This is a genomic window from Serratia sp. CY37869, assembly GCF_052168895.1.
Taxonomy (GTDB): domain Bacteria; phylum Pseudomonadota; class Gammaproteobacteria; order Enterobacterales; family Enterobacteriaceae; genus Serratia; species Serratia ureilytica.
In genome coordinates, this window is sequence record NZ_JBJNLU010000001.1 from 1833095 (window position 1) to 1858792 (window position 25698).

The window sequence follows — 25698 nt, forward strand, 5'->3', positions numbered from 1 at the left end:
AACTCGCCCACCGTTTTCTTCACTCCCGCTGTGCTACAAGCTTAGCCGAATTAGTCGAAATCAAAAACTTAACCGCGCCGGCACACTATCATTGAAGAGATAACGTTATCCATTCGGGCAGAGGCCGCCATGATTCGACTGATTATCTTATTGCTGGGCGCGCAGGCGCTGCACGGTCAGCGCCGTCTGTTGGTGCTGTTCGGTTGGCTGTGGATAGCCGCAGGGGCGCTGATGCTGTTCGACATCCTGCAGGATGGCCGGTCGGTGCTGGCGCTGGATGCCCTGGCGGTCATCCTGGCGCTGGAGGGGTTGGTGGCGGTATCCGCCGCGCTGGTGATCGGCTCTTCGGCCAGCAGGCCGGTGCTGCTGAAAGGATTGGGTTTTGTCTTTATGGCCTTTTTAATGCTGGACGTGCCCGCAGACGATAACATCGTCGCCACCGTGGTGTTTGGCAGCGCGCTGCTGCTTGACGGCGCCGTGCGCATCGCCTCCTCCACGGTGATTCAACACAGTCGATGGAAAGGCGTGGCGCTGGCGGGCAGCGGCGAGATCCTGCTTTCGTTGATGATTTTTGTCGGCTGGCCGGCGCCGCATCGGATGACGGTGCCCTTTTGCCTCGGCGTGATGATGGTGCTTTCCGGTTGGGCCTTATTGCGTATCGCCCGGAGACTGACAAGCTTCTCTCTGAATCAGCACCCCGAGCGGCAGCCACCGCACCCGGAGGATGAGACTGCGCCGCTCACGGTGTATGTCTGGACACCGATTGGTGCGGCTAAAGATCCGCGCCGGCGTTACATCGTCGACCGATACATCGCGGCGGTCGACGGCGGCGGCAATATCTCCACCGGTCACGCCGCCCTGGCGCTCGCGCCGGATGTGTATATCAGTCACTACCCGCTCAACGACATCAGCCATTCCGTTCAGGATTTCCGCCAGTTGTTGCATGCCGGCGAACAGAACAACGTCGACGGGCGTTTCCTGCCCGACCTGGCGGGCGAGATCGCCGCCTGGTGCCCCCCGGACAAGAAAATTCAATTCTACCGCTATAACCCGGCGGCGCTGCGCGCATTCTGGCTGCGTTATCGGCAGGACGCCACCTACAATCTGACCCGGCGCAACTGCTCCACCACGGTCATCGGCGCGCTCGACAGCGCGTTGGAAGGCGTGCTGGGCGATAAACATCTGTGGCGCCGCTTTCTGTTGCTGGTGCTCGATCCCAACCTGTGGATGCTGGCGGTACTGCGCAGCCGCGGCGAAAGCATGACCTGGACGCCGGGTTTGGTGCTGGACTACGCACGCATGTTGCAACAGGTCACCGAGCGTCAACACCAGCGCTGGTGGCTGAAATTGCGCGAGGTGTGGAATATCCTGCGTTTTGGCAAAAGCCAAACGCGCAGGCAAAGGTTTTAGTCTCGTCACCGGCGATGATAAAGTGTCGGGCACATTCACCCGCGCCGGCAGGAGTTAACCGTTAATGGCTTATTCGCAACGCATTGAAACCGCAATTTTTGATATGGACGGCTTGTTGATCGACTCGGAACCGCTGTGGCTGCAGGCTGAGTTGGATATCTTCGGCGCGCTGGGTTTGGATCTGTCCGACCGTCACAAGCTGCCGGACACGCTGGGGCTGCGCATCGATCTGGTGGTGAAAATGTGGTATCAGGCGATGCCGTGGCAAGGGGTTTCGCTTGATGAGGTGTCGGCGCGGATTATCGAGCGCGCCATCGAGCTGGTGCACGAGACGCGTCCGCTGCTGCCGGGCGTTCAGCAGGCGCTGGAGCTGTGTCGCAGCCAGGGGCTGAACATCGGTCTCGCCTCCGCCTCGCCGCTGCACATGCAACGGCAGGTGCTGAAGATGTTCGAGCTTGAGGATTACTTCGATCAGCTGGTTTCCGCCGAATACCTGCCGTACAGCAAGCCGCACCCGGAGGTCTACCTGATCGCCGCCGAACGCCTGGGCAGCGATCCGCTGCGCTGCATCACGCTGGAAGACTCGTTTAACGGCATGATCGCCACCAAGGCCGCACGCATGCGTTCCATCGTGATCCCGGCAGCCGAATACCGTCACGATCCGCGCTGGACGCTGGCGGACCACAAGCTGGACACCCTGGAACAGCTCACCCCCGCCCACTTTGCCTGACCTGCGGCGCCGGCCATCGGCGCCCTGGGTTTGCCGCTCTGCGTCATAAAAGGGATCCGCACCGCAAAATAAACGAAACACCGTTTCATTTTATTGAATTGGCATGACGTTCTCATTATGCTGCATGGCAGGGAAAGCGACGGCCCGCGGCGCGTTGTCACTGCCACGCAGCGCGGTTCAAGGCCGCCGCTTCCTCCCGCCACACGCCGAGCAACCGTCTTTTTTCTCACCGCCATACGCCCCCCATCGCCCGCTTTTTGTTCTCGCGCGTCAAAATCGATGCTTTGTTACCCATTGCCGTAACAAGCCGTTGTAAAACAGGGGAAAATAAACAATTGGTTACAGGGTAACTGCTTCCACTACTGGGAATTTTCCCATATACTGGATAAATTAACAGTTTACCAGTCGGAATCGCAACAGCATGACTGCGGAAGGACACCTTATATTCTCTGTCGCTTGCGCGATCTTCGCCAAGAAGGCGGAAGTGACGCCAGAGCTGGCTACCGGCGACTGGTGGCACATCATACCCGCCGCGCTGCTGACCTCACTGCTGCCGGACATCGATCACCCCAAGTCGGTGCTGGGCCAGCGTCTGCGCTGGATCGCCATTCCCATCGCCCGCGCCTTCGGCCACCGCGGTTTCACCCACAGCCTGCTGGCGATCGCCGGCGGCATGGCGCTGTTTCAGCTTGATGTGCCGCGCAGTTGGCCGATCCCGGCCGACGCGCTGCACGCCATGATCATCGGTTACTTCAGCCATCTGCTGGCCGACATGCTCACGCCCGCCGGCGTACCGCTGCTGTGGCCATGCCGCTGGCGTTTTCGCCTGCCGCTGCTCAACTCGCAAAAAGGCAACCAGCTGGAGCGGGTGCTGTGTCTGTGCCTGGTGGCGTTTGCCATCTGCTGGCAAGGTGATTTCACCCTGCCGGTGCAATCCTATGTCGAGCAAATCAGAAATATCAGACTCTGATCACAAAAAAACGCTTAACCCATCACCCATGTGTATATAAAACGAACAAAATCACACAAAAAGCTATATTAAATTCCATTTGGATATAAGTAGGCCCCTCGGCAAACTGTTACGATATTTACATCGCGACATACGTGATGCGTTGTCGTTTTTATAAGAAAGATTATTGGAGACATTGGGGATGAATCTTCCGCTCGTGATTAACGTGCTGGTGTTTGTCGCGCTCCTTTTGCTGCTGGCGCAAACCCGCCACAAGCAATGGAGCCTGGCGAAAAAAGTGCTGGTCGGCCTGGTGGTCGGCGTGGTGTTCGGTCTGGGCCTGCAGCTGGTGTACGGCTCCGACAACCCGGTACTGAAAGAATCCATCAGCTGGTTCAACATCGTCGGCAACGGCTATGTGCAACTGCTGCAAATGATCGTCATGCCGCTGGTGTTCGCCTCGATCCTGAGCGCGGTGGCCAAGCTGCATAACGCCTCTTCTCTGGGCAAAATCAGCGTACTGACTATCGGCACATTGCTGTTCACCACGCTGATCTCGGCGCTGGTGGGCGTGCTGGTCACCAACCTGTTCGGCCTGACCGCCGAAGGCCTGGTGCAGGGCGCGCAGGAAAGCGCGCGCCTGACGGCGATCCAGACCAACTACGTGGGCAAACTGGCCGACCTGACCGTGCCGCAGATGGTGCTGTCGTTCATCCCGAAAAACCCGTTCGCCGATCTGACCGGCGCCAGCCCGACGTCGATCATCAGCGTGGTGATTTTCGCCACCTTCCTCGGCGTGGCGTCGCTGCAGCTGCTGAAAGACGACAAGCCGAAAGGCGAGCGCGTGTTGGTGGCTATCGACACCCTGCAGGCCTGGGTGATGAAGCTGGTGCGTCTGGTCATGAAGCTGACGCCGTATGGCGTGCTGGCGCTGATGACCAAAGTGGTCGCCGGTTCCAACATTCACGACATCGTCAAGCTCGGCAGCTTCGTGGTGGCCTCCTACATCGGCCTGGCCATCATGTTCGTGGTACATGCCATCCTGCTGGCCTTCACCGGCGTGAACCCGATGAAGTTCTTCCGCAAGGTGTGGCCGGTGATCACCTTCGCCTTCACCAGCCGCTCCAGCGCCGCCAGCATTCCATTGAACGTGGAAGCGCAGACCCGTCGTCTGGGCGTGCCGGAATCCATCGCCAGCTTCTCGGCGTCGTTCGGCGCCACCATTGGCCAGAATGGCTGTGCGGGCCTCTACCCGGCGATGCTGGCGGTGATGGTTGCGCCGACCGTCGGCATCAACCCGCTGGATCCGGTGTGGATCGCCACCCTGGTCGGCATCGTCACCATCAGCTCCGCCGGTGTGGCGGGCGTGGGCGGCGGCGCCACCTTCGCCGCGCTGATCGTGCTGCCGGCGATGGGCCTGCCGGTGACGCTGGTCGCGCTGCTGATCTCGGTCGAACCGTTGATCGACATGGGCCGCACCGCGCTGAATGTCAACGGCTCGATGGCGGCAGGCACCATCACCAGCCAGCTGATGAAGCAAACCGACAAAGCCGTGATGGACAGCGAAGACGAAGTCGAACTGGCTCACCGCTAACGCCGTCTCAGAACAAAAAAACCGGGGATTATCCCCGGTTTTTTTATGCCCCGCTTTCGGTCGTTACGGCCGCTCGCCGTTCGCCAGCCGCCGGTTGATATCGGCGATCACACCCGGCAATTGCGCCAGCGTGTCTATCACATAGTGCGCGCCCGCCGCGTACAGCTTATCGGCGGCGGCCGTGCGGCGGCGCTCGATCTCCCCTTGCGGCATTTGGCGATACTCCGACCAGGTAGCGCCGAACTCGTTGCCGGACAGCGCCAGCCCGACGCTCCACATCCCGGCGTTCAGCCCTTCGGCAATGCCCGGCACCGCGTCATCCACCTTCACGCAGTGCGCCACCGCATCGATGCCCAGCACGATGACGTTCTGCAACGCCATCCACGGCCCCGGCCGCCCGCCGGCCGCGAGATCGTCAGTGGCGACCCAGTAATCCGGCGCGTAACCGCGCTGCGCGGCGGCCGGCGCCAGCACCTCCATCACCGCGCGCGGATAACCGGAGCAGGAGCCGATTTTAATGCCCTGTTCGCGCAGCCCGGCAATCACCTGCGGCACGCCCTCAATGGGATCGGCGAAGTCGATCACTTTGGCGATTTGCAGCGGCATAAACGCCTGATACAGCGCGTCGATGTCTTGATGGCTCATCGAGCGGCCCAGCTTCTGTCGCCAACGCGCGTCAACCGCCGGCAACTTGCCCAGCGCCTCGATGTGCTGCCATTTGCCGAGGCCCATCGGAATGCGCGCTTCCGCCAGGCTAATATCGATATCGAAGGTGTGTTTGAACGCCTCGACGAAAATCTGCGTCGGCGCAAAGGAGCCAAAGTCCACCGTGGTGCCGGCCCAGTCGAGGATCACTGCGTTGATCTGTTTCATGGTCAATCCTTATTGATTCCAGTACATCGCCTGCCCGACGGCCGCCAGCAAACGTTCGATATCCTGCGGATAAATTTCCCCGATGTTGCCGATGCGGAAGCAGTCGCTCTGCGACACTTTGCCGGGATAAATCACGAAACCTTGCTGCTTCAGGCGCTGATAAAACTCGGCGAAGCGGTAAGTGTCGGCCTTCGGCGAATAGAACGCGGTGATGATCGGCGAATGCAACGCATCGTCCAGCAGGGTTTCAAAGCCCAGCTCGCGCATGCCCGCCACCAGCCGACGCTGATTAGTCTGATAGCGGTGGTGGCGCGCGGCAATGCCGCCCTCTTGTTCCAGCTCTTTCAGCGCCTGCGCGAAGGCCAGCACGGTGTGGGTCGGCGACGTAAAGCGCCATTTGCCGGCCTGATCCTCCATACAACGCCACTGGGCATACAGATCCAGCGACAGCGAGCGTGAGCGGCCGGCGCATTTCTCCAGCTCGCTGCGGCGGGCGATGACAAAAGCGAAGCCCGGCACGCCTTGAATGCATTTGTTGGCGGAGCTGATCAGAAAATCGATGCCCAGCGCGTCCACATCCAACGGAATGCCGCCGAAGCTGCTCATGGCGTCGACGATAAAGGTCTTGCCGTTGCGCGCCGCCAGACCGGCAACCTTCTGCAGCGGGTTGAGCATGCCGGTGGTGGTTTCACAGTGCACCATGGCGATATGGCTGATGCGCGCATCGCTTTTCAGCACCGCCTCCATCGCCGTCACATCCGGTTCATTCACCTCACCGCAGTCGAAAGCGTGGTGGTCGATATCCATCAGCCGCGCCATTTCGATCATCCGCGCCCCGTAGGCGCCGTTATTGACGATCAGCAGCTTGTCCTGCGGGCCGATGACCGTGCCCAGCACGCCCTCTACCGCGAAGCTGCCGCTGCCTTGCAGCAGCACCGAGGTATAACCGGCGGACGGCGTCGCCAGCGCCACCAACCGTTGGCGAATGCGCTGCACCACGCCGAGGTTGTAATCTTCATCCCAGGTGCAGCTGTCATACAGCATCGCCTCTTTCACCGTTTTCGACGTGGTCAACGGGCCGGGGGTCAACAGCAGGTAGTTACGATCGGACATGTTATTCACCTATTGGTCTATACCAGATTGTGCGCATTGTGGCGGCAAATTCCTGCCTCGGTCAAACGACAAAGCGCGGTGAAACAAAAAATTCATCTGGCTATGTATAATAAGCGCGTGCCGGAATGTCGGGCCGATGCCATAGCGAGACGAAATGAAAGAACATCAGGGCGATATGCCTCACTACCTGCAGATCAAGGATCAGCTTCAGGCGCGCATCACCCGCGGCGCGCTACAGGCCGGCGATAAGCTGCCTTCGGAGCGCGAGCTGTGCGCCATCTTCTCCACCACCCGCGTCACCATTCGCGAAAGCCTGGCGCAATTGGAAGCCACCGGCGCCATCTACCGCGCCGATCGCCGCGGCTGGTTCGTCACGCCGGAACGGCTGTGGCTGGATCCGACGCAGAACACCAACTTCCACCGTCTCTGTCAGGAGCAAGGGCGCACGCCGCGCACCGCACTGCTGTCCGGCGAAAAAACCACGGTGCCGCTCGACGTGATGCAGCCGCTGGCGCTCGAACCGTTCGATCAGGTGTATCTGCTGCGCCGCGTGCGGTATGCCGACGGCCGCGCCATCTGCTATTGCGAGAACCACTGCCTGCCGCAGCGGGTGCCGGCACTGCTCAGTCACGATCTCAACGGCAGCCTGACCGAGGTTTATCAACAGCATTACGATTTGATTTACAGCAACATGCACCTGTCGTTCTACCCGACCGCCCTGCCTTATCGCGCCGCCAACGCGCTCGGCGCCATGGTCGGCCTGCCCGCGTTGCTGCTGCGCCGGTTGAATTACGATCAGCACGGCCGCATTCTCGATTTCGATATCGAATACTGGCGCCACGACAGCCTGCGCATCGAAGTCGATACGCTTTAACCCCCTGCATGCCGGGGCTGCGCCTGCCGCTCCGCCTTTCTCTCCCACGCCTAATCCCCGTCTCCGGCAACTATATTTTGCCGCTTTCATTTGTTTGTCATATTTGCCGATTAGCTTGGCCGCATATCTGGTGTATACCAGTTTCGCATAAACCCGCACAGTGAGGCTGAAGCTATGAAATTCTCTCGTCTGGTCGTGATGACCGCCATCGCACTCGGCGCCGCGCCGGCCTGGGCCGCCGACGCGGTGGTGACCGTCTACTCCGCCGATGGTCTGCACGACGGCGATCACAGCTGGTATCAAACCCAGTTCGACGCCTTCACCAAGGCGACCGGCGTCAAGGTGCAGTACGTCGAAGGCGGCTCCGGCGCCATCGTGGAACGCCTGTCGAAGGAGCGCAGCAACCCGCAGGCCGACGTGCTGGTGACGCTGCCGCCGTTCATCCAGCGCGCCGCCGCGGAAAAACTGCTGCAGGATTTCACCCCGCAGGATGCGGCGCAGATCGCCGACGCCCAGCCGCAGTTCGTGCCGCTGGTGAATAACTACCTGAGCTTCATCTATAACGCCAAACTGCTGCCGCAGGCGCCCGCCAGCTATCAACAACTGCTGGACGCGCAATTCCGCAATAAGCTGCAGTACTCCACGCCGGGTCAGGCGGGTGACGGCACCGCGGTGATGCTGCAGGCGTTTCACAGCTTCGGCAGCAAAGATGCCGGTTTCGACTACCTCGGCAAGCTGCAAAACAACAACGTCGGCCCTTCGGCCTCCACCGGCAAGCTGACCGCGCTGGTCAATAAAGGCGAGTTGCTGGTGGCCAACGGCGATCTGCAGATGAATCTGGCGCAGATGCGCAGCAACCCGAACGTGAAGGTGTTCTGGCCAGCCGGGCCGGACGGCAAACGCAGCACGCTGGTGCTGCCTTACTACATCGGCCTGGTGCAAGGCGCGCCGCAAAGCGCCAACGGCAAAAAACTGATCGACTTCCTGCTGAGCAAAGAAGCGCAGAGCAGCGTCAGCGCCATTTCCTACGGTATGCCGGTGCGCAAGGACGTCACCCCGACCGACGATAACTTCAGGCAGTCGCAGGCGGCGCTGAAAGGCGTGGACATCTGGGCGCCGGACTGGGACCAGGTGGTGAGCAGCCTGTCCGCCGATATCTCCCGCTGGCGCCAGGTGACCGAATGACGCTGACGATGCCTTCTACCCTCTCTTCCCGCGCCGAGGCGCGGGATAGCAGCCTCGACATCGCCGGGCCGTCGGGCATTCAGCTCAACCGCGTCAGCGTGTCGTATCGCGGCACCGAGGTGCTGAAACCCCTCACGCTCACCATCGCCCCCGGCGAAGTGCTGGCGCTGATCGGCCCCTCCGGCTCGGGCAAAACCACCGTGCTGCGGGCGATCGCCGGATTCGTGCAGCCCTCCGCCGGACGCATCGCCATCGGTGACATCGATGTCACCGACGTGCCGCCCTATGAGCGCGGCCTGGGCATGGTGGTACAGAACTACGCGCTGTTTCCGCATATGCGCGTCGAGGACAATGTGGCGTTCGGCCTGCGCGCGCAAGGCAAGCCGCGCGGCCTGACCGCCGAGCGCGTCGAAGAAGCGTTGGCCATCGTCGGCATGTCCGCCTACGCCAAGCGCTATCCCAGCCAGCTTTCCGGCGGCCAACAGCAGAGGGTGGCGATCGCTCGCGCCATTGCGGTGCGCCCCAAAGTCTTGCTGCTGGATGAGCCGCTGTCGGCGCTGGACGCGCAAATCCGTCACAGCATGGTGGAAGAGATCGCCCGCCTGCACCGCGAGCTGCCGGATCTGACCATCCTGTACGTCACCCACGATCAGGGGGAAGCGCTGACGCTGGCGGACAAGATCGGCATCATGCGCGACGGCCACCTGATCGCCCACGGTGAAACCCGCGCGTTGTACCACCATCCGACGAACCGCTTCGCCGCCGAGTTTCTCGGCCGCGCCAATCTGCTGCCGGCCACCGCCCTTGAGACTACCGCGCAGCAAGGCATGACCACCGTCAGCTGCGCCGGCAAAGTGATCGGTTGTTTCACCTACGGCGCACAACGCGGCTTCGACAAGCTGCTGTGCATCCGGCCGCAGCATATTGCGCTTGATGCCGACGCCCAGCGCAGCAACTGCCTCATCGGCACGCTGCGCGATATTCATTGGCAGGGGGAGCTGACGCACCTGCAGTTCGAGGTACAAGGCCATTCGCTGCGCGTGGTCACCACCCATCGCAGCCGGATGCCGCAGATCGGCGAGCGCGTGCCGCTCTATTTCGCCCCCGACGATGCGGTACTGATCGAGGACTGACATGACCGACTCTACGCTTACTCGCCCGGCCCAGCGGCTGCGTTTGCCGCGCCGCCTGTGGATCCTGTTGCCGCTGCTGGCGCTGGCGACGCTGTTTTTCTACCCGCTGGCGTTGATCGTCAAACAGGCGTTTACCGACGAACAAGGGCTGTTCAGCGCCGCTGCGCTGCAGCAGGCGTTCGAATCACGCCGCTTTGTCGGCGCCCTTCTCAACACGCTGCAGATCGCGCTGCTGGCGACGCTGGGCTGCCTGGTGCTCGGCACCCTGCTGTCGCTGCTGCTGGTGTTCACGCCGTTCCCCGGCAGCCGTCTGATCGCCCGGGTGATCGATACCTTTATCGCCATGCCGACCTTCCTCATCACGCTGGCCTTCACGTTCATCTACGGTTCCGCCGGCCTGCTGAACGGCACGCTGATGGCGACCTTTGGTTTCACCCTGCCGCCGGTGGATTTTCTTTACTCCATTTGGGGGGTGATCCTGGCGGAAATCACCGTGTTTACCCCGCTGGTGATGCGCCCGCTGATGGCGGCGCTGTCGCAGATCGACCGCAGCCAGCTCGAGGCCGCCAGCATCCTCGGCGCCCGGCCGGGGCGCGTGGTGCGCCAGGTGATTTTGCCCGCCGCGCTGCCGGCCTTGCTGGCCGGCGGCAGCCTGTGTTTGCTGTTGACCACCAATGAGTTCGGCATCGTGCTGTTTATCGGCGCCAAGGGCGTCACCACGCTGCCGATGATGGTCTACTCCAAAGCGATTCTGGAGTCGGATTACGCCGTCGCCTGCACGATCGCCGTCGTGAATATCGCGCTATCGCTCGGGCTGTTCTCCCTTTACCGCTACGCCGCGGCGCGCGCCGGGCTGAGGAACTGACAATGTTGATTTGGTCCCGCACCGGACGCACCCTGACCTGCACGTTGACGATCACGCTGTTCGCCCTGTTCTTCTGCCTGCCGCTGGCGGTGATCCTGATGTCCAGCCTCAGTGAGCAGTGGAACGGCGTGCTGCCGAGCGGTTTCACCCTCAACCACTTCCGCCAGGCGTTCAGCGGCGCCTCCTGGGACGCACTGATCGCCAGTCTGGCTATCGGTTTCAGCGCCAGCCTGTTCGCGTTGTTGTGCGGCACCTGGGCGGCGTTGGCGCTGCGCCACGTGCCTGAACGCGGCCGACGGCTGCTGGGCACGCTGTTTTTCATTCCCAGCGCGGTGCCTTCGGTCTCTATCGGTTTGGGGATGCTGGTGGCGTTCAGCCAGGGGCCGCTGCAGATGAACGGCACCTTCCTGATCGTGCCCGCCGCCCACTTCGTGCTGATTTCCGCCTTTACCTTCGGCAACGTCATGGCCGGGCTGACCCGGCTGCCTGACGACTACGAGAACGTCGCCGCCAGCCTGGGCGCTTCGCCGCTGTTTCGCCTGCGCCACGTCACTCTGCCGATGATCGCCCCCTACATGATCTCCGCCTTCGCGCTCAGCCTGTCGCTGTCGATGGGGGAGCTGGGCGCGACCATGATGATCTACCCGCCGAGCTGGGCGACGCTGCCAGTCACGATCTTCAGCCTGACCGATCGCGGCAGCATCGCCAATGGCGCAACGCTGACCATGATCCTGGTGGCGGCCACGCTGTTGCTGATGTTGGTGCTGGAGCGGATTTCTCAGCGGCTGACGCCCGGCGCAAAATAACAGCAAGGCGCCTTGCTCATCGAAACGCAGGTCAGAACGGGTAGTCGTGATAGCCCTGCTGTTCGGAAATGCGTCGGGCGGCGACGTGCAGCAACGCCACATACTCCTCCCGCGCCGCTTCGGAAAAGCGCAGCGTCGGGAAAGAGATGCTCAGCCCGGCGATCGCCACCCCGAACCTGTCAAAAACCGGTACCGCGATGCAGCGGATCCCCGCTTCTTGCTCTTCGGCATCTTCGCCGTATCCCTGCGCACGCACCCGATCCAGCACCGGCAACAGTTCGGCGGCGCTGGTCAGGGTATGCTCGGTGCTGCGGGTAAATTCAATCTGCGACAGGATCTGCGCCACCTCATCCCGCTCGCGCCAGGCCAGCAGCACCTTGCCGATGGCGGTGCTGTGCAGCGGGTTGCGGCGGCCGATGCGCGAATACATGCGCAGGTTGTACATCGCGTCGATCTTATGGATGTAGACGATGCCATCCTCGTCCAGGGCGCCGAGGTGGATGGTTTCACGGGTATGATTCGACAGCTCGCGCATCTGCACGTCGGCGCTACGGATCAGATCGACGTTCTGCAACGATTTGGCGCCCAGTTCGAACAGCTTGAGCGTCAGCGCATACTTTTCCGTCTCGCCCTCCTGTGAAACGTAACCCAGCGCTTTCATGGTCTGCAGAAACCGGTAGACGGTGCTTTTAGACATCATCACCCGCTGGGACAGTTCGGTAATGCCTATCTCGCGCTCATCGCCGAGCGCCTGCAAAATGCCGAACACTTTCATCACGGATGAGACGGCATCCGGTTGCTTGTCTGAATCTGCGTTAGCCATGGCGAATACCCTACTTAACGGTTTTGTTTCAGGAAATTTAAACAAGGGTTTCAGTATAATCGGAACAGATCGCGACGCGCAACGCAGCTGAAGGCTAAGCGATTGAAGCCAAATGAATAACCGCCTGCCGCTCACCGCCGTTTACAATTAAGCGGACAAGGGGCATGCAATCGCAGGCGAATATGATTAGCATGATAATACTCTCCTGAATAAATACCGCTGAGACCTGCATGCGTCCTTGTTCCGACGGCCTCCCCGTCCCGCAACGCTATGGGGCGATCCTCGCCATCGCCCTCGGCATTACCGTATCCGTGCTCGACGGCGCGATAGCCAACGTGGCGCTGCCCACCATCGCGCGCGATCTCAACGCCAGTCCGGCCAGTTCCATCTGGGTGGTTAACGCCTATCAACTGGCGATCACCGTCTCTTTGCTGTCGCTGGCGTCGCTCGGCGATCTGGTCGGCTATCGCCGCATCTATCAGGCTGGATTGCTGGTGTTCAGCATCACCTCACTGTTCTGCGCCCTGTCCGACTCGCTGCTCACCCTGACCATCGCCCGCGTGCTGCAGGGCTTTGGCGCCGCCGCCATCATGAGCGTCAACACCGCGCTGATCCGCATCATCTACCCGCAGCGTTTTCTCGGCCGCGGCATGGGCATCAACTCGCTGATCGTCGCCTGCTCCTCGGCGGCCGGGCCGACGGTGGCGGCCGCTATCCTGTCGGTCGCGTCCTGGCAATGGCTGTTCGCCATCAACCTGCCGATCGGCATCGTCGCGCTGCTGCTGGGGATGAAATTCCTGCCGGCCAACGGCCAAAAAAGCGATAACCGCCGTTTCGATCCCACCAGCGCCGTGCTGAACGCGCTGACCTTCGGCCTGCTGATCACCGCCATCAGCGGCTTCGCCCAGGGCCAGAGCCTGACGCTGATCTTCAGCGAGATCGCCGCGCTGCTGGCGATTGGCGCGCTGTTCGTGCGCCGCCAGCTGCGCCAGGAATTTCCGTTGCTGCCGGTCGATCTGCTGCGCATTCCGATCTTCGCCCTGTCGATGGGCACCTCAATCTGCTCGTTTGCCGCGCAAATGCTGGCGATGGTGTCGCTGCCGTTCTTCTTGCAAAGCGCATTGGGCCGAGACGAGGTGGCGACCGGGCTGCTGCTGACGCCGTGGCCGCTGGCGATCGTGGTGATGGCCCCGATCGCCGGCCGGTTGGTGGAACGCGTGCATGCCGGCCTGCTGGGCTGCATCGGGCTGGCGGTGTTCGCGCTCGGGCTGTTCTCGCTGGCGCTGCTGCCCGCGGCGCCGTCGAATATGGACATCATCTGGCGCATGGTGCTGTGCGGCGCCGGTTTCGGCCTGTTCCAGTCGCCCAACAACCACACCATCATCTCCGCCGCACCGCGCAACCGCAGCGGCGGCGCCAGCGGCATGCTGGGCACTGCCCGTCTGCTGGGACAAACCTCGGGAGCCGCCCTGGTGGCGCTGATGTTCAACCTGTTCCCGGCCTCCGGCACCCACGCTTCACTGATCCTGGCTGGGGTGTTCGCCACCCTGGCGGCGGCCGTCAGCAGCCTGCGCATCACTCAACCGACGACGCAAACGGCGCAGCCCAGCCGCGAGGTGAAATAGCGCACATAAAAGAGCCGAGCCCTCATCGATTGTAAAACCGACGGGGCCAGCACTGGCGGCCGGGCCGCGTCGGGTGCGGTGCCGGGAGCATGGCAGGCCAGGCGTCAGTCGCCGCACCTCAACGGGCTGCGGCCTTGTCGTAAACAGGCTAAATAGGCGTCGTCATCCGGATACCAGCCAACAAGGCGTTGGCCGTCGTTATCCATCCCCTCGAAGGCCTTGAGCAGGCCGGGGGCGAACATGCGCTTTATCAGATCTTCGGACTGCGCGCTGTCGATGCGGCAGTCGCAGCGCGTTTCTCCGTCAACCTGAACGAAGTTCTGCAACGAAGCGAGACATCGCGCGTCGAGATCGCCATGAACATGGATAAACTCCCCCGTTTCTACCAGGGTGAGCGCGGTCAGGTCTCCCCCCACCACGAACGCGCCGTCGTTTCCTGAGCTGCAATAGGCATGGCGTATGCGGACATCGTCACGCACGACCAGTCCGCCCCAGCAAATCAGCGTATCCGCCTGCAGCCGCCCCAGCACGACAATGCCGCCGTCCTCTCGCTGCGGTGACACCGCCAGGCATCCCTCGACGATCACATCGCCGTCCACGATCAGGTAATCGTAATCGTGGCCGTCGTGCTCGTCGGGGAAAAACGCCGGCAGGCGCAGATCGCCTGAATGCCAGCGAATAACCGGCGGTTCATCATCGTCATCATGCCGGTTCAACAATTCCGCAACCGCATCGGCGACACCGCCAGCCAATGCGGCCAGGCGCGCCGACACCTCATCACCGTTGAGTAAGGGAAGGTGGTTGATTTTCATAGTGCCTCAGGGACAAATGTCATTGTGCCAAAGCATATAACATGCGCTTACAAAGCCAAACAGGCGGTCGTGACCGGGCCCGATGCGGCTTGCCCTCTCACCGGGTGATCTGGCACCGCGCCTGCCCAGGCTGAGAGGCCGAAAGACGCGGTTTGCAGGTGGGACTCAGGGACTTCGGGCGCTGCTGCACGGCATTAACGCCCGTAAACTCTGGTGAAGCGCTTACGCCATTCATTGCCGAATTTCATTGCTGAATCCGTCGCCGCCGCTGAAAAAGCGGTTCAGGCATGCCATAAAAAAACCCCGGCAAGCCGGGGTTTTTCATTTCATTCAGCCGATTACTTCAGGTACTGACCGGTGCGCAGCGCTTCGATGCGCTTGTCGAGCGGCGGGTGCGACATGAACAGCTCGCTGAACGACTTGGATTTGCCGTTGATGCAGAACGCCATCATGCTGCCCGCTTCCTGCGGTTCATAGCTGGTTTTCAGACGCTGCAAGGCGGCGATCATCTTCTCGCGGCCCACCAGTTTGGCGGAACCGGCGTCGGCATAGAATTCGCGGTGACGCGAGAACCACATGGTGATGATGCTCGCCAGGATGCCGAACACCAGTTCCAGCACCATCGACACAGCGAAGTAAATCATCGGGTTGCCGTTGCCTTCCCCTTCACCGTCGCGGTTGCCCAGGAAGCCGGCGGCAACCTGTGCGATCAGGCGCGAAATGAAGATGACGAAGGTGTTCACGACCCCCTGGATCAGGGTCATGGTCACCATATCGCCGTTGGCGACGTGGCTGATTTCGTGCGCGATAACCGCTTCCGCTTCGTCGCGGCTCATGCTCTGCAGCAGGCCAGTGCTGACGGCGACCAGCGAAGCGTCGCGGCGTGCGCCGGTGGCGAAGGCGTTGATGTCCGGCGCGTGGTAGATAGCGACCTGCGGCATGGCGATACCCGCCTGCTGCGATTGACGGCGCACCGTTTCCAGCAGCCAGTTTTCGGTTTCGTTACGCGGCTGTTCAATCACTTCCCCGCCCACGGAGCGCAGCGCCATCCATTTGGACATCAGCAACGACACGAAAGCGCCGCCGAAGCCGAACAGACCGGCCATGATCATCAGGCCCTGAACGCTACTGGATTGGATTCCTGTCAGGCTGAGCACCAGCCCGAAAACCAACATCACCGCCAGGTTGGTGAGCAGGAACAGAGCTATACGCATCATAAAATGTTTACTTCCTCATAAATGTTAACAAAACACTGTCCAGATACCCTGGATCGTATGGGCATTCGTCACAGTTTCAAGAGTTGCGCGCCATTAACCTACTAAAAATACGAAACTTTACAAAAACGACGCGCGACCGGGATTTGGCAAATTGTAAACGATTGTTGCGCAAGGCGGAGGGATTTTGCAGAAAAATTTCTTTGCCCGCACGCCATGACAACGAGAACCGTTATCCTCACGCTTTATAGGCCAATATCCGCTCAGCGCGTTTCATCATACCCCGCCTGATTCAGCGGCGATGAAAGTTTGAATCTCGCGATTAATTGTTACATTATAACATCACAATTAATCGTAAAGGGATGTCAATCATGTTATCGCGTATCGTCTGGATGCTGGCGACGTGGCTGCTTTTCTGCCAGGTCGCGCACGCTGAAATTCACCTCACCGACGTTGAAGGACGCCAGGTTACCCTGGCCGCCCCCGCACAGCGCGCCTATATCGGCTTTTACTACGAAGATTTTCTGGCGGTGAACGGCCCGGAGAGTTATCAACAGGTCGTCGCCTTCTCCAAAAGCGACTGGGCGTTGCGCGCCAGCCAATGGACGCGCTATCAGGCGGCGCTGCCACGGCTCGCTCAACTGGTCGATGTCGGTTCGCTCTATAACCAGAGCTTCGATTTTGAACGCCTGCTGACCACGCGACCAGACCTGCTGATCCTGGCGAAGTGGCAGCTCGACGGCTTCGCCAACTACCTGCCGGTGCTGCAACAGCTCAACATTCCTTACATCGTCGTCGACTTCAATCAGGGCGTTGAAGTCAAGCTCGCCAGCATCCGGTTAATGGGCCAGGCGATGGGCCACGCCGAGCGAGCGGAACGGCTGGCCGACGAATATCGCCAAAGTCTCGAGGATACCCGGCGGCGCATCCGCCAGGCGCAGCTGCCGCCGCCGGTCACCTACATTGAGCTGGGGGACAAGGGCCCCGGCGAGTACGGCAGCAGCTATGGCGCATCGATCTGGGGGCCGCTGCTGCAGCTGGCCGCCGCCGACAATATCGCCGCCGGCGTCGTCGGCAGCCCTTCCCCCTTGCGCGCCGACTATGTCCTGACCCGACGGCCCGAGGTGATTTTTCTCGCCGGTGGCGACTGGGAAAACATGCCGAACGCCGTGCCGATGGGCTACGGCACGCAGGCAGCCCCCCTACAGACGCGCCTGACGCAATACGCCCGGCGGGCGGGATGGCCGCAACTGCCGGCGGTAAAAAATCAGCGTCTTTATGCGCTTTACCATGGCGGCGCGCGCACGATTTACGATTTTATCTTTGTCCAGTATCTGGCAAAAGCGCTCTATCCCGCCGCGTTTGCCGATGTTGATCCCGCGCGCAATCTGGCGCAGTTCTACCATCAATATTTGCCGATAGAGGCGGACGGCATCTTCTTGCAACGCTGGCAAGGAGAATAACCGTGGCCCACACAGGACGTGCGTTTTTGCGACGGCGCAGGCTGCGCCGCGGGCTATTGACGCTGGCGCTGCTCGGCGCGCTGCTGGCGGCGACCGCCATCGATCTCACCGTCGGCGCCGCGCAACTTGGCCTCACGGATATCGTGCGGATGCTTTGGCCCGGCTCTGCCCCCGGCAACGCACTGCATCAGGCGGTTTTCTGGTCGATTCGCTTGCCGATGACGCTCACCGCCTTGGTGGTCGGCGCCAGCCTGGCGCTGGCGGGCCTGCTGATGCAGACCGTGCTGGCCAATCCCCTCGCCAGCCCCTATACGCTGGGGATCTCTGCCGCGGCGGGGTTCGGCGCGGCGCTGGCGATCCTCACCGGCTTCAGCCTGGGCGGCGCGTTGGCGCTGGGCACGCCGTTGCTGGCTTCGCTGATGGCGCTGTTGGCTTGCGTGCCTGTCTATCTGCTGGGACAACGCCGCGGCATGACGCCGCAAATATTAGTGTTGAGCGGCATCGTGGTGCTGTTTTTCTTTCAGTCGCTGCAATCGCTGCTGCTGTTTCTGGCCTCGCCGGAAGCCATGCAGCAAATTGTCTTTTGGCTGTTCGGCAGCCTGCTCAAAGCCAATATGCACGGCGTGGCGATCACCGGCGTCGTGTTGCTGTGCGCGCTGTTCGTCAGTCTGCGGCTCGCCTGGCGGCTGACGGCGCTGTCCGCCGGCGAAGAGCAGGCCCAGGGGCTGGGCATCAATGTCAGCGCCTTGCGCAAGCTGGCCTTTCTGCTGGCGACCTTGCTGACGGCCGCCTCGGTCTCGTTTGTCGGCACCATCGGGTTCGTCGGGCTGATCGCCCCGCATTTCGCCCGCTTTCTGGTGGGTGAGGATCAGCGCTACCTGATCTGCATTTCCGCCCTCTGCGGCAGCCTGCTGCTGCTGTGCGCCTCGATCGTCGCCAAGCTGGTGATGCCGAACGGCGTGGTGCCCATCGGCATCGTTATCGCCCTGATCGGCGTGCCGGTGCTGTTTTACTTCGTCACTCGACAGGTTAAACGCCCATGACTCAACTGACCCTCACCCGCGTCGGCGTCTCGCTGCATCGCCGCTCGCTATTGGCAGACGTTTCATTGAGCTGGCCGGAGGCGCAGCTCGGCGGCATCATCGGCCCCAACGGCGCCGGCAAATCGACGCTGCTGAAAGCGATTAACCGCATGGTGCCGTGCAGCGGCGAGATCGCTTACCGCGAGCGCCCTCTCGATCCGAAAACCAGCCGTATCGCCTATGTGCCGCAGCTAAATCGCTGCGATTCGGCATTGACCGCTTTTGACATGGTGCTGCTGGGCAAGGTACGCCAGTTGAGCTGGCGCGTCAGCGCCGCCCAGGCCGATGCGGTCGAGCAGGCGCTTACGGAATGCGGCATTTCCGAGCTCGCCGATCGCCCCTTCAACCGTCTCAGCGGCGGCCAGCGACAGTTGGTGATGCTGGCTCAGGCTTTCGTCTCTCAGCCGCAGATCATTTTGCTCGACGAACCCACCAGCGCGCTGGATATCCACCACCAGCTGCGCGTGCTCAATCAGATCGCCGACTACGGCCGGCGCCACCGCTGCATCACGCTGCTGGTGATCCACGATCTGGGATTGGCGCTGCGCTATTGCCACTCACTCACGCTGCTCGCGCACGGACGCGTCGTTTGCCACGGCGATACCCATCAGATGATGGGACATCCGATGGTGTCTCGCGTATTTGGCGTCGGCATCGAAAACGGCGTCAGCCCGCAGGGCTACCCCTATCTGCTGCCGACACAGCTGTTACACGCACACGGAGAATCCCCATGTACACTCTGACCAAGGCGGACATGCTGGCGCAACTCGCCGGCTTGCAACAGGAAATTCACCAGCTTCACCGTTCCGCCCGGCAAGATCGGCGCCATTTTTCCCTGCTGGAACGTCGTTTCAGCCGCCTGCAGGCCTTTAACGACGAACCGCAGCTGCAGGCCTATCGTCAAAAGCTGGAAAACGACCGTTTGATAACGGCGCAGATCACCCAACTGCGGGCGACGGCCAACGCCGCGTTGTGCGACTACGAGAAGCATCGCGTCTCGGCGCTGTGCCGGGAACCGGCGCAAACCAACGCCTACCTGAACAGTTTCGACCGCGCGCTGCAGCTGGAGATCGCGGCCGCCGACATTAAACCCGGCGAACGGGTGCTGCTGGTGGGCAGCGGCGCATTGCCCACCACGGCGCTGGCGCTGGTCGCCAGGCTCTCCGCCACCGTCATTTGCTACGATTGCGACCCGGCGGCCCAGCGTTTTGCCCGCCGGCTCACGCGCCACCTGGGGCTGGTGCAGCAGATGCCCTGCATCGACAAGCTGAACGGCCTGACGCGCAACGATATCGATCACATCATCATCGCCTCCCTGGTGGCGGACAAGCAGGGTTTGCTGAAGGCGCTGCGGCCTTTGCTGCCCCAGTGCGGCAAATTGCTGGTGCGCTATGGCAATGGCCTCAAGTCGATCTTCAACTGCCCTTACCACCACCAGGCCGCCGGCTCGCCCTGGCGCGTCAGCGGTAAACCGCTCACCACCCCGCTGTACGATCTGTTGATTTTGGAGCCTCACCGCCATGAATAATGCCTTTCCCACCCTGATCCTCGGCGCCGGCCCGGCGGCGATCCAACTGGCGGCGGACATCAAGGCCGCGGGCAATGCGCGCATCGGCCTGTACAACCGTCCCAGCGAAAAAGGGCGCCGCCTGAAGCAACATCTGGCGCACACGCCCAGCCTGTGGCTGACGGGCGCCGGTAAGGCGCAGCGCACCCAAGACGATGCGCAGGTGACAATTGACCGCTATTGCGATGATCTGGCGCTCGTCGGCGGCGACTGGCGCAGACTGATCCTTGCCGTCCCCGCCGATCAATACCATGACGTGCTGCGACAGGTGCCATGGGCGGCGTTGCCCCAACTGCGCTCACTGATCCTGCTCTCTCCCTCCATCGGCTCCGGCTTGATGGCGCAAAGCCTGCTGCAGGAGGCCGGGCAATCCCACGTCGAGGTCATCAGCCTGTCGAGCTACTACGCCGACACCAAATACCAGAACGCCGAACAGCCTTACCGCGCCTACACCAAGGCGTTCAAGCAGCGAATTTATCTGGCCGGCGCAGGCACAAGGTCAGACTGCGCCGAACTCGACTGGCTTTGCTCGCTGCTGGCGCGTCACGGCATTGACGCCCAACGCTGCAACAGCCAGCTCGCCGCCGAGCGCTTCAGCATCACCAATTATGTTCATCCTCCGCTGGCGCTGGCCGAAACCACGCTGCAGGCGATATTCCAGCCGCAGGCGCCGATCCAGTACCTGTATAAAACCCACCCCGAGGGCCCCATCTGTCCCGAGGCGATCGCCGACATGCTGGCGCTCTCGCAGGATTACCAGCAGTTGCTCAACCGGCTCGGCATCGAGGCCATTAACCTGCTGCGCTTTTTGAATGACGACAACTACCCGGTTCCGCCCCGTATGGTGAGCCGCCGCTGGATTGACCAATTCCCGCAGCTCGCGCCGACGGAGCAATGCTATGCGCTGTTTACGCGTTATACCGCGCTGCTGGTCGACCCCTATTCCGAGCCGGACGCGCAGGGCCGCTACTATGATTTTTCCGCCGTCAGGGTCGCCCGCGTCTTCCAGGATGCCCAGGGGCGCTGGCGCCTGCCGCGCGTGCCGCAAGAGGACGTGCGCAAACTGCGCGTCCTGGTCTTGCTGGCGCAGCGGCTTGACGTCGAGATGCCCGCCGCCCAGCGTCTGTTGGCCCGCTTTCAGCAGGCGCTGCAGCACTTCGTCACCCGGATCGGCGCCGAGCATTGCCATCGCTCGTTGCTGGACGATACCTGCGACGAGCAGGCGGACATCATTTACCGACAATGGCGGAGGCAAGCATGAATCAGGGTGCGCTACTGGCCATTTTTGCCTCATTGATTTTCAGCGTCATGAACGCGCTGGTTAAAACCATCTCCGATGCTATTCCCACCGGTGAAATCGTGTTCTTTCGCAGCAGCATCGGCTGTGTGCTGGTTCTGCTGCTGATGTACCGCCACCGCATCGCCTTCAGCCGCGTAGACCGGCCGCTGCTGGTGTTGCGCGGCACCATGGGCGGGCTGTATCTCATTTGTTATTTTTACAGCATCGCCCATCTGACGCTGGCCGACGCCAGCATGCTGGCCTACCTGTCGCCGTTTTTCTCCATTTTGCTCTCCTTGCTGGTGCTGCGTGAACGGGTCAGCGCCTGCACCGCGTTTTGGCTGGCGATGGTCATCATCGGCGCCGTGCTGCTGGTGCGGCCGTGGCACTTCTCGGCCTATACCCTGGCGTCGCTGGTCGGCGTGATGAGCGCGGTGTTCGCCTCGATCGCCTATCTGTCGGTCAACAAACTCAGTAAGCGCCACCACAACTACGAGATCGTGTTCTACTTCCTGTTCATCGCAACGCTGATCTCGCTGCCGCTGATGTGGAACGCGTTCGTTTGGCCCAACGCCTATCAGTTCGCCATTCTGCTCGCCATCGCCCTGGTGTCGCTGTTGGGGCAGGTCGTCTTAACCCAGGCCTTCTCTTCCGATAACCTGATCGTGGTCTCGGTGGTCCGCTATATCGGCATCGTGTTCAACATCGCCTGGGGTTGGCTGTTCTGGCATGAGATCCCGCTGCTGCTGTCGCTGTTCGGCTGTCTGCTGGTGGTGGTTTCCTGCATTCAGCTCGGGCTGCGTCACCGTAAGAAACCGGCTTAAGCCGGGCTTGCCGCAACCAAAAAAAAACGCACCCGAGGGTGCGTTTTTCACAGGCAAAGCCGTGGCCTTATTTGGCCGGCGTCGGCTGCTGAGCAGGCTGATCCTTTTCCAGATGAGCCAGGTCCAGCGCGATATGCACGGTTTCATCCAGGTACGGATCCGGCTCCTGGTAATCCTTCGGCAGATCGTCGAGCGATTTCAGCGGCTTCTTGCCCGCACGTTCCAGACGCTCGTTGATGCGTTTCAGACGGGTCGCGTCGTCATCGTGATTCTCTTTCTCGCGTACCGCCAGATTGAGGGACACGATGTTGCGTTTATCCTTCAGCGCCTTGTAATGCGCGATATCCTGCGCGATGTACTGGAACTCCGGATTTTGCGCGATGCGCTGCTGGTGATCTTTCAGCAGCTCCGGCTCGAACGGCGCCATATCGCCGGTCTTGCTGTAGGTCGCCGCATTGATGCTGTCCCACGGCATGGCGTTGTCTTCAAACGCTTCGCCGGTTTCCGCCGGATCGACGCCGGTCGGCATCAGAATGTCCGGCGTCACGCCCTTGCGCTGGGTGCTGCCGCCATTGACGCGGTAGAACTTCTGAATGGTGTACTGCACGGAACCGAGCGCCGGCCACTCAGGACGCAGCATCTGATCGTAGATACGGTTCAGCGAACGGTACTGCTGCACGGTGCCTTTACCGAAGGTCGGCTCGCCGACAATCAGCGCGCGGCCGTAATCCTGCATCGCCGCCGCGAAAATTTCGGAGGCGGAGGCGCTGAAGCGATCGACCAGCACCACCAGCGGGCCTTTGTAGTAGGTCACGCCGTCGGTGTCGGCGTCTTCGCGCACTTTGCCGTTGTTGTCGCGCACCTGCACCACCGGGCCGCTCGGAATAAACAGGCCGGACAGCGACACCGCTTCGGTCAGCGCGCCGCCGCCGTTGGTGCGCAGATCGATGATCACGCTCTTGACGTTCTGCTTGGCCATCTTCTGCAGCTGCACTTTCACGTCATCGGTCAGACCGACATAGAAGCCGGGGATGTCGAACACCGCCACCTTCTCTTTACCGACGGTCTTGATGGTCATTTTCACCGCGCGGTCTTCCAGACGGATGCGCTCGCGGGTCAAGGTGACCACGCGGGTTTTGGTGCCCTTGCCGGCCGGCAGGATCTCAAGGCGCACCTTGCTGCCCTTCGGCCCTTTGATCAACGACACCACGTCGTCCAGGCGCCAGCCGATCACGTCCACCATCGGTTTGCCGGCCTGGCCGACGCCGACGATGCGGTCGCCCACGGTGATCGCTTTGCTCTTCGCCGCCGGACCGCCCGGCACCATCGAGTTGATCAGGGTGTAGTCGTCATCCATCTGCAGCACCGCGCCGATGCCTTCCAGCGACAGACTCATCTCGGTGTTGAACTGCTCGGTGTTGCGCGGAGACAGATAGTTGGTGTGCGGGTCGATTTCATGCGCAAAGGCATTCATCGCCAGCTGGAAGACGTCTTCGCTGTTGCTTTGCGTCAGGCGCTTGATGGCGAACTGATAGCGCTTGGTCAGCGTGTCGCGGATTTCTTTGTCGGTCTTGCCGGTCAGCTTGAGGTTCAGCTCGTCATACGTGACTTTCGCATCCCACAGGCTATCCAGCTCGGCCTTGTCTTTCGGCCACGGCGCTTTGCTGCGGTCGAGATCGATAGTGCCGTTGCCGGTGAAGTTCATCGGCTTGTCCAGCAACGACAACGCATAGGTGTAACGCTCAAAGCGGCGTTTCTGCGCCAGATTGAACAGCGCGTAGAAGGTGTCCAGCTTGCCGGTTTTCAGCTCTTCGCCAACCTGATTGCGTTTGCCGGCGAACTGCGCCACGTCGGAGGCCAGCAACACGTTATGGTTGTAGTCCAGCATGTTCAGGTAGCGATCGAAGATCTTGCCTGAAAATTCCGCATCGAGGGCGAACTGGCGGTAATGAGAGCGAGTGAAGCGCGAGGTGACGCGCTCACTCACCGTAGCGTGCTGGGGTTCCTGTTGCAGTTGGGGCAGTTGGCCGATGCGGATGTTGGCTGTTTCCGCGCCGTAACTGACACCCGCCCACAGCAGCCCTGCAATCGCTGTTAATCTGACGAATTTGTTCATGCCTGGGTTGGCCTCCGTATCAGAACTGCAAGTGTTCTGCGCGCACAATCATCGCCAGACCGGAAGAGAGCTGCACACGTACGCCATCTTTAGCGATTTCGAGTACGGTAGCATCCATCGCGCTCTTGCCTGCTCTGACTTTGATTTCCTGGCCAATTTGCAGTTTAGAGATATCCGTGACTGGCGCATAACGCGGCTGGCTTTCCTCTTTGGCTGCACGAGGTTGGCGAGCGGGCTGTGGGCGAGTTTGTGGGCGCGGCTTGCGGTTTTCCGGCGCGGCTCCGCCTTCGCGACGTGCAGCGGGCTTTTTACCGGCTGGACGCGGACGGCGCGGAGCGGCATCGGCGGATTCGCCGGCGGCTTCACGTTTTTTGGCGTTTTGTTCGGCACGCTGTGCCTGAACGCGCGCTTTGGCTTCTTCAAGCTGCTGGCGAGCATGATCGACATGCTGCTGCTCCAGTTCACCGCACGGATTGCCGTCCAGATCGACGCGCTGCGCGCCAACCTTGACGCCGTACAGGTAACGCCAGCTTGAGGTGTATAGGCGCAGGGCAGAACGCAATTGCGTTTTGCTGAGATTCTCTTCCCCCTGCACGCGCTCTACCAAATCCTGAAAAATACCGATTTTCAGCGGACGAGCTTCGCCTTCGGCGCTAAAGCAGAGCGGAAAACGCTCGGCAAGAAAAGCAATGACTTCTTTACTAGAGTTCAACTTAGGTTGATTTTCCATGAAATTTCCTGATTACAACGGTATTGCCAACAAGCCACAGGCATGAACAGGCGTCATTATAATGACGCCATCGGTAATTGCCACGTTAACCGTCGATCAACTTGCCGCCACAGTCACATATTTCGCACTGTCACACTGTTCCAGTTGCTCACAAAGCCCCGCCACCACTGCTTTCAGGCCCACTTCGTCCTGTTCGTCGAAGCGTTGATAAACCGTGCTATCGATATCCAAAACGCCGATCGCTCGGCCGCCAACCGCCAGCGGCAGCACGATTTCCGCGTTGCTGGCCGCATCGCAGGCGATATGGCCCGGAAACGCATGCACGTCGCCGACGCGCTGCACGCGATTTTCCGCCACCGCCGTGCCGCACACGCCCTTGCCCACCGGAATGCGCACGCAGGCGATCTTGCCCTGGAACGGCCCCAGCACCAGTTGGTCGCCATCCATCAGATAGAAACCGACCCAGTTCACGTCATCCAGACGCTCGTTGAGCAACGCGCTGGCGTTGGACAGCGCCGCGATAAAGTTGGTTTCCCCGCCGAGCAACGCGCTCAGGTCACGTTTTAATTCCGCGTAGAATTGTTCTTTTGTCATGTGTTAACCATTGAAACAGTGAAGATGGCCAGAAGCC

At 61.3% G+C, this 25698-nt stretch carries 24 protein-coding genes; 16 read left to right on the plus strand and 8 right to left on the minus strand.

The annotated features are described in order from the left end of the window. Positions 1–129 precede the first annotated feature (129 nt). From ACJ8J1_RS08760 to ACJ8J1_RS08775, 4 genes are all read left to right on the plus strand, one after another. Positions 130–1410, plus strand: coding sequence for an HdeD family acid-resistance protein (locus tag ACJ8J1_RS08760; RefSeq protein WP_033642863.1), 1281 nt, complete (start codon positions 130–132; stop codon positions 1408–1410). A 64-nt stretch (positions 1411–1474) separates the two neighbouring features. Then, positions 1475–2140, plus strand: a complete 666-nt coding sequence (hxpB, locus tag ACJ8J1_RS08765) for a hexitol phosphatase HxpB (protein ID WP_033642862.1) — start codon at positions 1475–1477, stop codon at positions 2138–2140. A 421-nt stretch (positions 2141–2561) separates the two neighbouring features. Beyond that, positions 2562–3110 (plus strand): metal-dependent hydrolase, encoded by a 549-nt coding sequence (locus ACJ8J1_RS08770; protein WP_033642861.1) that lies wholly within the window; start codon positions 2562–2564, stop codon positions 3108–3110. A gap of 181 nt (positions 3111–3291) precedes the next feature. Further along, the gene (locus ACJ8J1_RS08775) at positions 3292–4683 is read left to right on the plus strand and encodes an L-cystine transporter (protein WP_016927986.1); all 1392 of its coding nucleotides are present in this window, start codon (positions 3292–3294) and stop codon (positions 4681–4683) included. A 63-nt stretch (positions 4684–4746) separates the two neighbouring features. Here the strand turns inward: ACJ8J1_RS08775 and phnX are convergent, their stop codons facing one another. Further along, positions 4747–5556 (minus strand): phosphonoacetaldehyde hydrolase, encoded by an 810-nt coding sequence (gene phnX, locus ACJ8J1_RS08780; protein ID WP_033642860.1) that lies wholly within the window; start codon positions 5554–5556, stop codon positions 4747–4749. 9 nt (positions 5557–5565) lie between these two features. Further along, the gene (gene phnW / locus ACJ8J1_RS08785; RefSeq protein ID WP_033640525.1) at positions 5566–6669 is read right to left on the minus strand and encodes a 2-aminoethylphosphonate--pyruvate transaminase; all 1104 of its coding nucleotides are present in this window, start codon (positions 6667–6669) and stop codon (positions 5566–5568) included. Between the two features lie 154 nt (positions 6670–6823). Here phnW and phnR point away from each other — a divergent pair, with 154 nt between their 5' ends. The 5 genes from phnR to ACJ8J1_RS08810 all read left to right on the plus strand — a co-directional run bounded on the left by phnR (position 6824) and on the right by ACJ8J1_RS08810 (position 11532). After that, entirely contained in the window at positions 6824–7543 is a 720-nt protein-coding gene (gene phnR / locus ACJ8J1_RS08790) for a phosphonate utilization transcriptional regulator PhnR (protein ID WP_033642859.1), read from the plus strand. A gap of 174 nt (positions 7544–7717) precedes the next feature. Continuing rightward, positions 7718–8728, plus strand: coding sequence for a 2-aminoethylphosphonate ABC transporter substrate-binding protein (locus ACJ8J1_RS08795; RefSeq protein ID WP_033640527.1), 1011 nt, complete (start codon positions 7718–7720; stop codon positions 8726–8728). A gap of 8 nt (positions 8729–8736) precedes the next feature. Further along, on the plus strand, positions 8737–9861 hold the full coding sequence (gene phnT, locus ACJ8J1_RS08800) for a 2-aminoethylphosphonate ABC transport system ATP-binding subunit PhnT (protein WP_046688468.1): 1125 nt from the start codon (positions 8737–8739) through the stop codon (positions 9859–9861). Between the two features lies 1 nt (position 9862). After that, positions 9863–10726 (plus strand): 2-aminoethylphosphonate ABC transporter permease subunit, encoded by an 864-nt coding sequence (phnU, locus tag ACJ8J1_RS08805; protein ID WP_033642857.1) that lies wholly within the window; start codon positions 9863–9865, stop codon positions 10724–10726. 2 nt (positions 10727–10728) lie between these two features. Further along, positions 10729–11532 carry an ABC transporter permease gene (locus ACJ8J1_RS08810; RefSeq protein ID WP_033642856.1) on the plus strand — a complete coding sequence of 268 codons (804 nt, stop codon included), beginning with the start codon at positions 10729–10731 and terminating at the stop codon, positions 11530–11532. 31 nt (positions 11533–11563) lie between these two features. On the opposite strand, the gene kdgR is transcribed toward ACJ8J1_RS08810, so the two are convergent. After that, complete coding sequence (gene kdgR / locus ACJ8J1_RS08815; protein ID WP_033642855.1) at positions 11564–12355, minus strand: DNA-binding transcriptional regulator KdgR; 792 nt, start codon at positions 12353–12355, stop codon at positions 11564–11566. A 230-nt stretch (positions 12356–12585) separates the two neighbouring features. Between kdgR and ACJ8J1_RS08820 the strand changes: the two genes are divergently transcribed. Next, positions 12586–13980 (plus strand): MFS transporter, encoded by a 1395-nt coding sequence (locus ACJ8J1_RS08820; RefSeq protein WP_033642854.1) that lies wholly within the window; start codon positions 12586–12588, stop codon positions 13978–13980. A gap of 104 nt (positions 13981–14084) precedes the next feature. Here ACJ8J1_RS08820 and ACJ8J1_RS08825 read toward each other — a convergent pair whose 3' ends face one another. Both ACJ8J1_RS08825 and htpX read right to left on the minus strand, forming a co-directional pair. Continuing rightward, positions 14085–14792, minus strand: coding sequence for a hypothetical protein (locus ACJ8J1_RS08825; protein ID WP_033642853.1), 708 nt, complete (start codon positions 14790–14792; stop codon positions 14085–14087). Positions 14793–15130: 338 nt separating this feature from the next. Then, a complete protein-coding gene (gene htpX, locus ACJ8J1_RS08830; RefSeq protein WP_033642852.1) occupies positions 15131–16009 on the minus strand; it encodes a protease HtpX in 879 nt (292 codons plus the stop codon). Between the two features lie 368 nt (positions 16010–16377). On the opposite strand from htpX, the gene ACJ8J1_RS08835 reads away from it, so the two are divergent. From ACJ8J1_RS08835 to ACJ8J1_RS08860, 6 genes are read left to right on the plus strand one after another with little or no spacing between them, the layout of a single operon-like run. Next, on the plus strand, positions 16378–17469 hold the full coding sequence (locus ACJ8J1_RS08835) for an ABC transporter substrate-binding protein (RefSeq protein WP_033642851.1): 1092 nt from the start codon (positions 16378–16380) through the stop codon (positions 17467–17469). Positions 17470–17471: 2 nt separating this feature from the next. Then, positions 17472–18512 (plus strand): FecCD family ABC transporter permease, encoded by a 1041-nt coding sequence (locus tag ACJ8J1_RS08840; protein ID WP_033652483.1) that lies wholly within the window; start codon positions 17472–17474, stop codon positions 18510–18512. Beyond that, positions 18509–19294, plus strand: coding sequence for an ABC transporter ATP-binding protein (locus ACJ8J1_RS08845; RefSeq protein ID WP_033642849.1), 786 nt, complete (start codon positions 18509–18511; stop codon positions 19292–19294). The genes ACJ8J1_RS08840 and ACJ8J1_RS08845 overlap by 4 nt, the downstream gene beginning before the upstream one ends. Continuing rightward, the gene (locus ACJ8J1_RS08850) at positions 19282–20079 is read left to right on the plus strand and encodes a nicotianamine synthase family protein (RefSeq protein WP_033642848.1); all 798 of its coding nucleotides are present in this window, start codon (positions 19282–19284) and stop codon (positions 20077–20079) included. The genes ACJ8J1_RS08845 and ACJ8J1_RS08850 overlap by 13 nt, the downstream gene beginning before the upstream one ends. Beyond that, on the plus strand, positions 20072–21379 hold the full coding sequence (locus tag ACJ8J1_RS08855; protein WP_033642847.1) for an opine metallophore biosynthesis dehydrogenase: 1308 nt from the start codon (positions 20072–20074) through the stop codon (positions 21377–21379). The genes ACJ8J1_RS08850 and ACJ8J1_RS08855 overlap by 8 nt, the downstream gene beginning before the upstream one ends. Then, on the plus strand, positions 21376–22221 hold the full coding sequence (locus ACJ8J1_RS08860) for a DMT family transporter (RefSeq protein WP_033642846.1): 846 nt from the start codon (positions 21376–21378) through the stop codon (positions 22219–22221). The genes ACJ8J1_RS08855 and ACJ8J1_RS08860 overlap by 4 nt, the downstream gene beginning before the upstream one ends. 67 nt (positions 22222–22288) lie before the next feature. Here the strand turns inward: ACJ8J1_RS08860 and prc are convergent, their stop codons facing one another. From prc to ACJ8J1_RS08875, 3 genes are all read right to left on the minus strand, one after another. Then, on the minus strand, positions 22289–24337 hold the full coding sequence (gene prc, locus ACJ8J1_RS08865) for a carboxy terminal-processing peptidase (RefSeq protein WP_033642845.1): 2049 nt from the start codon (positions 24335–24337) through the stop codon (positions 22289–22291). A gap of 19 nt (positions 24338–24356) precedes the next feature. After that, positions 24357–25067 carry an RNA chaperone ProQ gene (gene proQ, locus ACJ8J1_RS08870; protein WP_004931497.1) on the minus strand — a complete coding sequence of 237 codons (711 nt, stop codon included), beginning with the start codon at positions 25065–25067 and terminating at the stop codon, positions 24357–24359. Positions 25068–25163: 96 nt separating this feature from the next. Then, complete coding sequence (locus tag ACJ8J1_RS08875) at positions 25164–25661, minus strand: GAF domain-containing protein (RefSeq protein ID WP_033642843.1); 498 nt, start codon at positions 25659–25661, stop codon at positions 25164–25166. Positions 25662–25698: the final 37 nt, after the last annotated feature.

Coding starts and splice junctions, on each gene's coding strand:
- hxpB (WP_033642862.1), top strand. CDS start 1,475: ATGGCTTATTCGCAACGCATTGAAACCGCAATTTTTGATATGGACGGC.
- ACJ8J1_RS08860 (WP_033642846.1), top strand. CDS start 21,376: ATGAATCAGGGTGCGCTACTGGCCATTTTTGCCTCATTGATTTTCAGC.
- phnU (WP_033642857.1), top strand. CDS start 9,863: ATGACCGACTCTACGCTTACTCGCCCGGCCCAGCGGCTGCGTTTGCCG.
- phnT (WP_046688468.1), top strand. CDS start 8,737: ATGCCTTCTACCCTCTCTTCCCGCGCCGAGGCGCGGGATAGCAGCCTC.
- htpX (WP_033642852.1), bottom strand. CDS start 16,009: ATGATGCGTATAGCTCTGTTCCTGCTCACCAACCTGGCGGTGATGTTG.
- phnW (WP_033640525.1), bottom strand. CDS start 6,669: ATGTCCGATCGTAACTACCTGCTGTTGACCCCCGGCCCGTTGACCACG.
- phnX (WP_033642860.1), bottom strand. CDS start 5,556: ATGAAACAGATCAACGCAGTGATCCTCGACTGGGCCGGCACCACGGTG.
- phnR (WP_033642859.1), top strand. CDS start 6,824: ATGAAAGAACATCAGGGCGATATGCCTCACTACCTGCAGATCAAGGAT.
- ACJ8J1_RS08855 (WP_033642847.1), top strand. CDS start 20,072: ATGAATAATGCCTTTCCCACCCTGATCCTCGGCGCCGGCCCGGCGGCG.
- ACJ8J1_RS08775 (WP_016927986.1), top strand. CDS start 3,292: ATGAATCTTCCGCTCGTGATTAACGTGCTGGTGTTTGTCGCGCTCCTT.
- ACJ8J1_RS08850 (WP_033642848.1), top strand. CDS start 19,282: ATGTACACTCTGACCAAGGCGGACATGCTGGCGCAACTCGCCGGCTTG.
- ACJ8J1_RS08760 (WP_033642863.1), top strand. CDS start 130: ATGATTCGACTGATTATCTTATTGCTGGGCGCGCAGGCGCTGCACGGT.
- ACJ8J1_RS08875 (WP_033642843.1), bottom strand. CDS start 25,661: ATGACAAAAGAACAATTCTACGCGGAATTAAAACGTGACCTGAGCGCG.
- ACJ8J1_RS08835 (WP_033642851.1), top strand. CDS start 16,378: ATGTTATCGCGTATCGTCTGGATGCTGGCGACGTGGCTGCTTTTCTGC.
- ACJ8J1_RS08825 (WP_033642853.1), bottom strand. CDS start 14,792: ATGAAAATCAACCACCTTCCCTTACTCAACGGTGATGAGGTGTCGGCG.
- kdgR (WP_033642855.1), bottom strand. CDS start 12,355: ATGGCTAACGCAGATTCAGACAAGCAACCGGATGCCGTCTCATCCGTG.
- proQ (WP_004931497.1), bottom strand. CDS start 25,067: ATGGAAAATCAACCTAAGTTGAACTCTAGTAAAGAAGTCATTGCTTTT.
- prc (WP_033642845.1), bottom strand. CDS start 24,337: ATGAACAAATTCGTCAGATTAACAGCGATTGCAGGGCTGCTGTGGGCG.
- ACJ8J1_RS08820 (WP_033642854.1), top strand. CDS start 12,586: ATGCGTCCTTGTTCCGACGGCCTCCCCGTCCCGCAACGCTATGGGGCG.
- ACJ8J1_RS08795 (WP_033640527.1), top strand. CDS start 7,718: ATGAAATTCTCTCGTCTGGTCGTGATGACCGCCATCGCACTCGGCGCC.
- ACJ8J1_RS08810 (WP_033642856.1), top strand. CDS start 10,729: ATGTTGATTTGGTCCCGCACCGGACGCACCCTGACCTGCACGTTGACG.
- ACJ8J1_RS08770 (WP_033642861.1), top strand. CDS start 2,562: ATGACTGCGGAAGGACACCTTATATTCTCTGTCGCTTGCGCGATCTTC.
- ACJ8J1_RS08845 (WP_033642849.1), top strand. CDS start 18,509: ATGACTCAACTGACCCTCACCCGCGTCGGCGTCTCGCTGCATCGCCGC.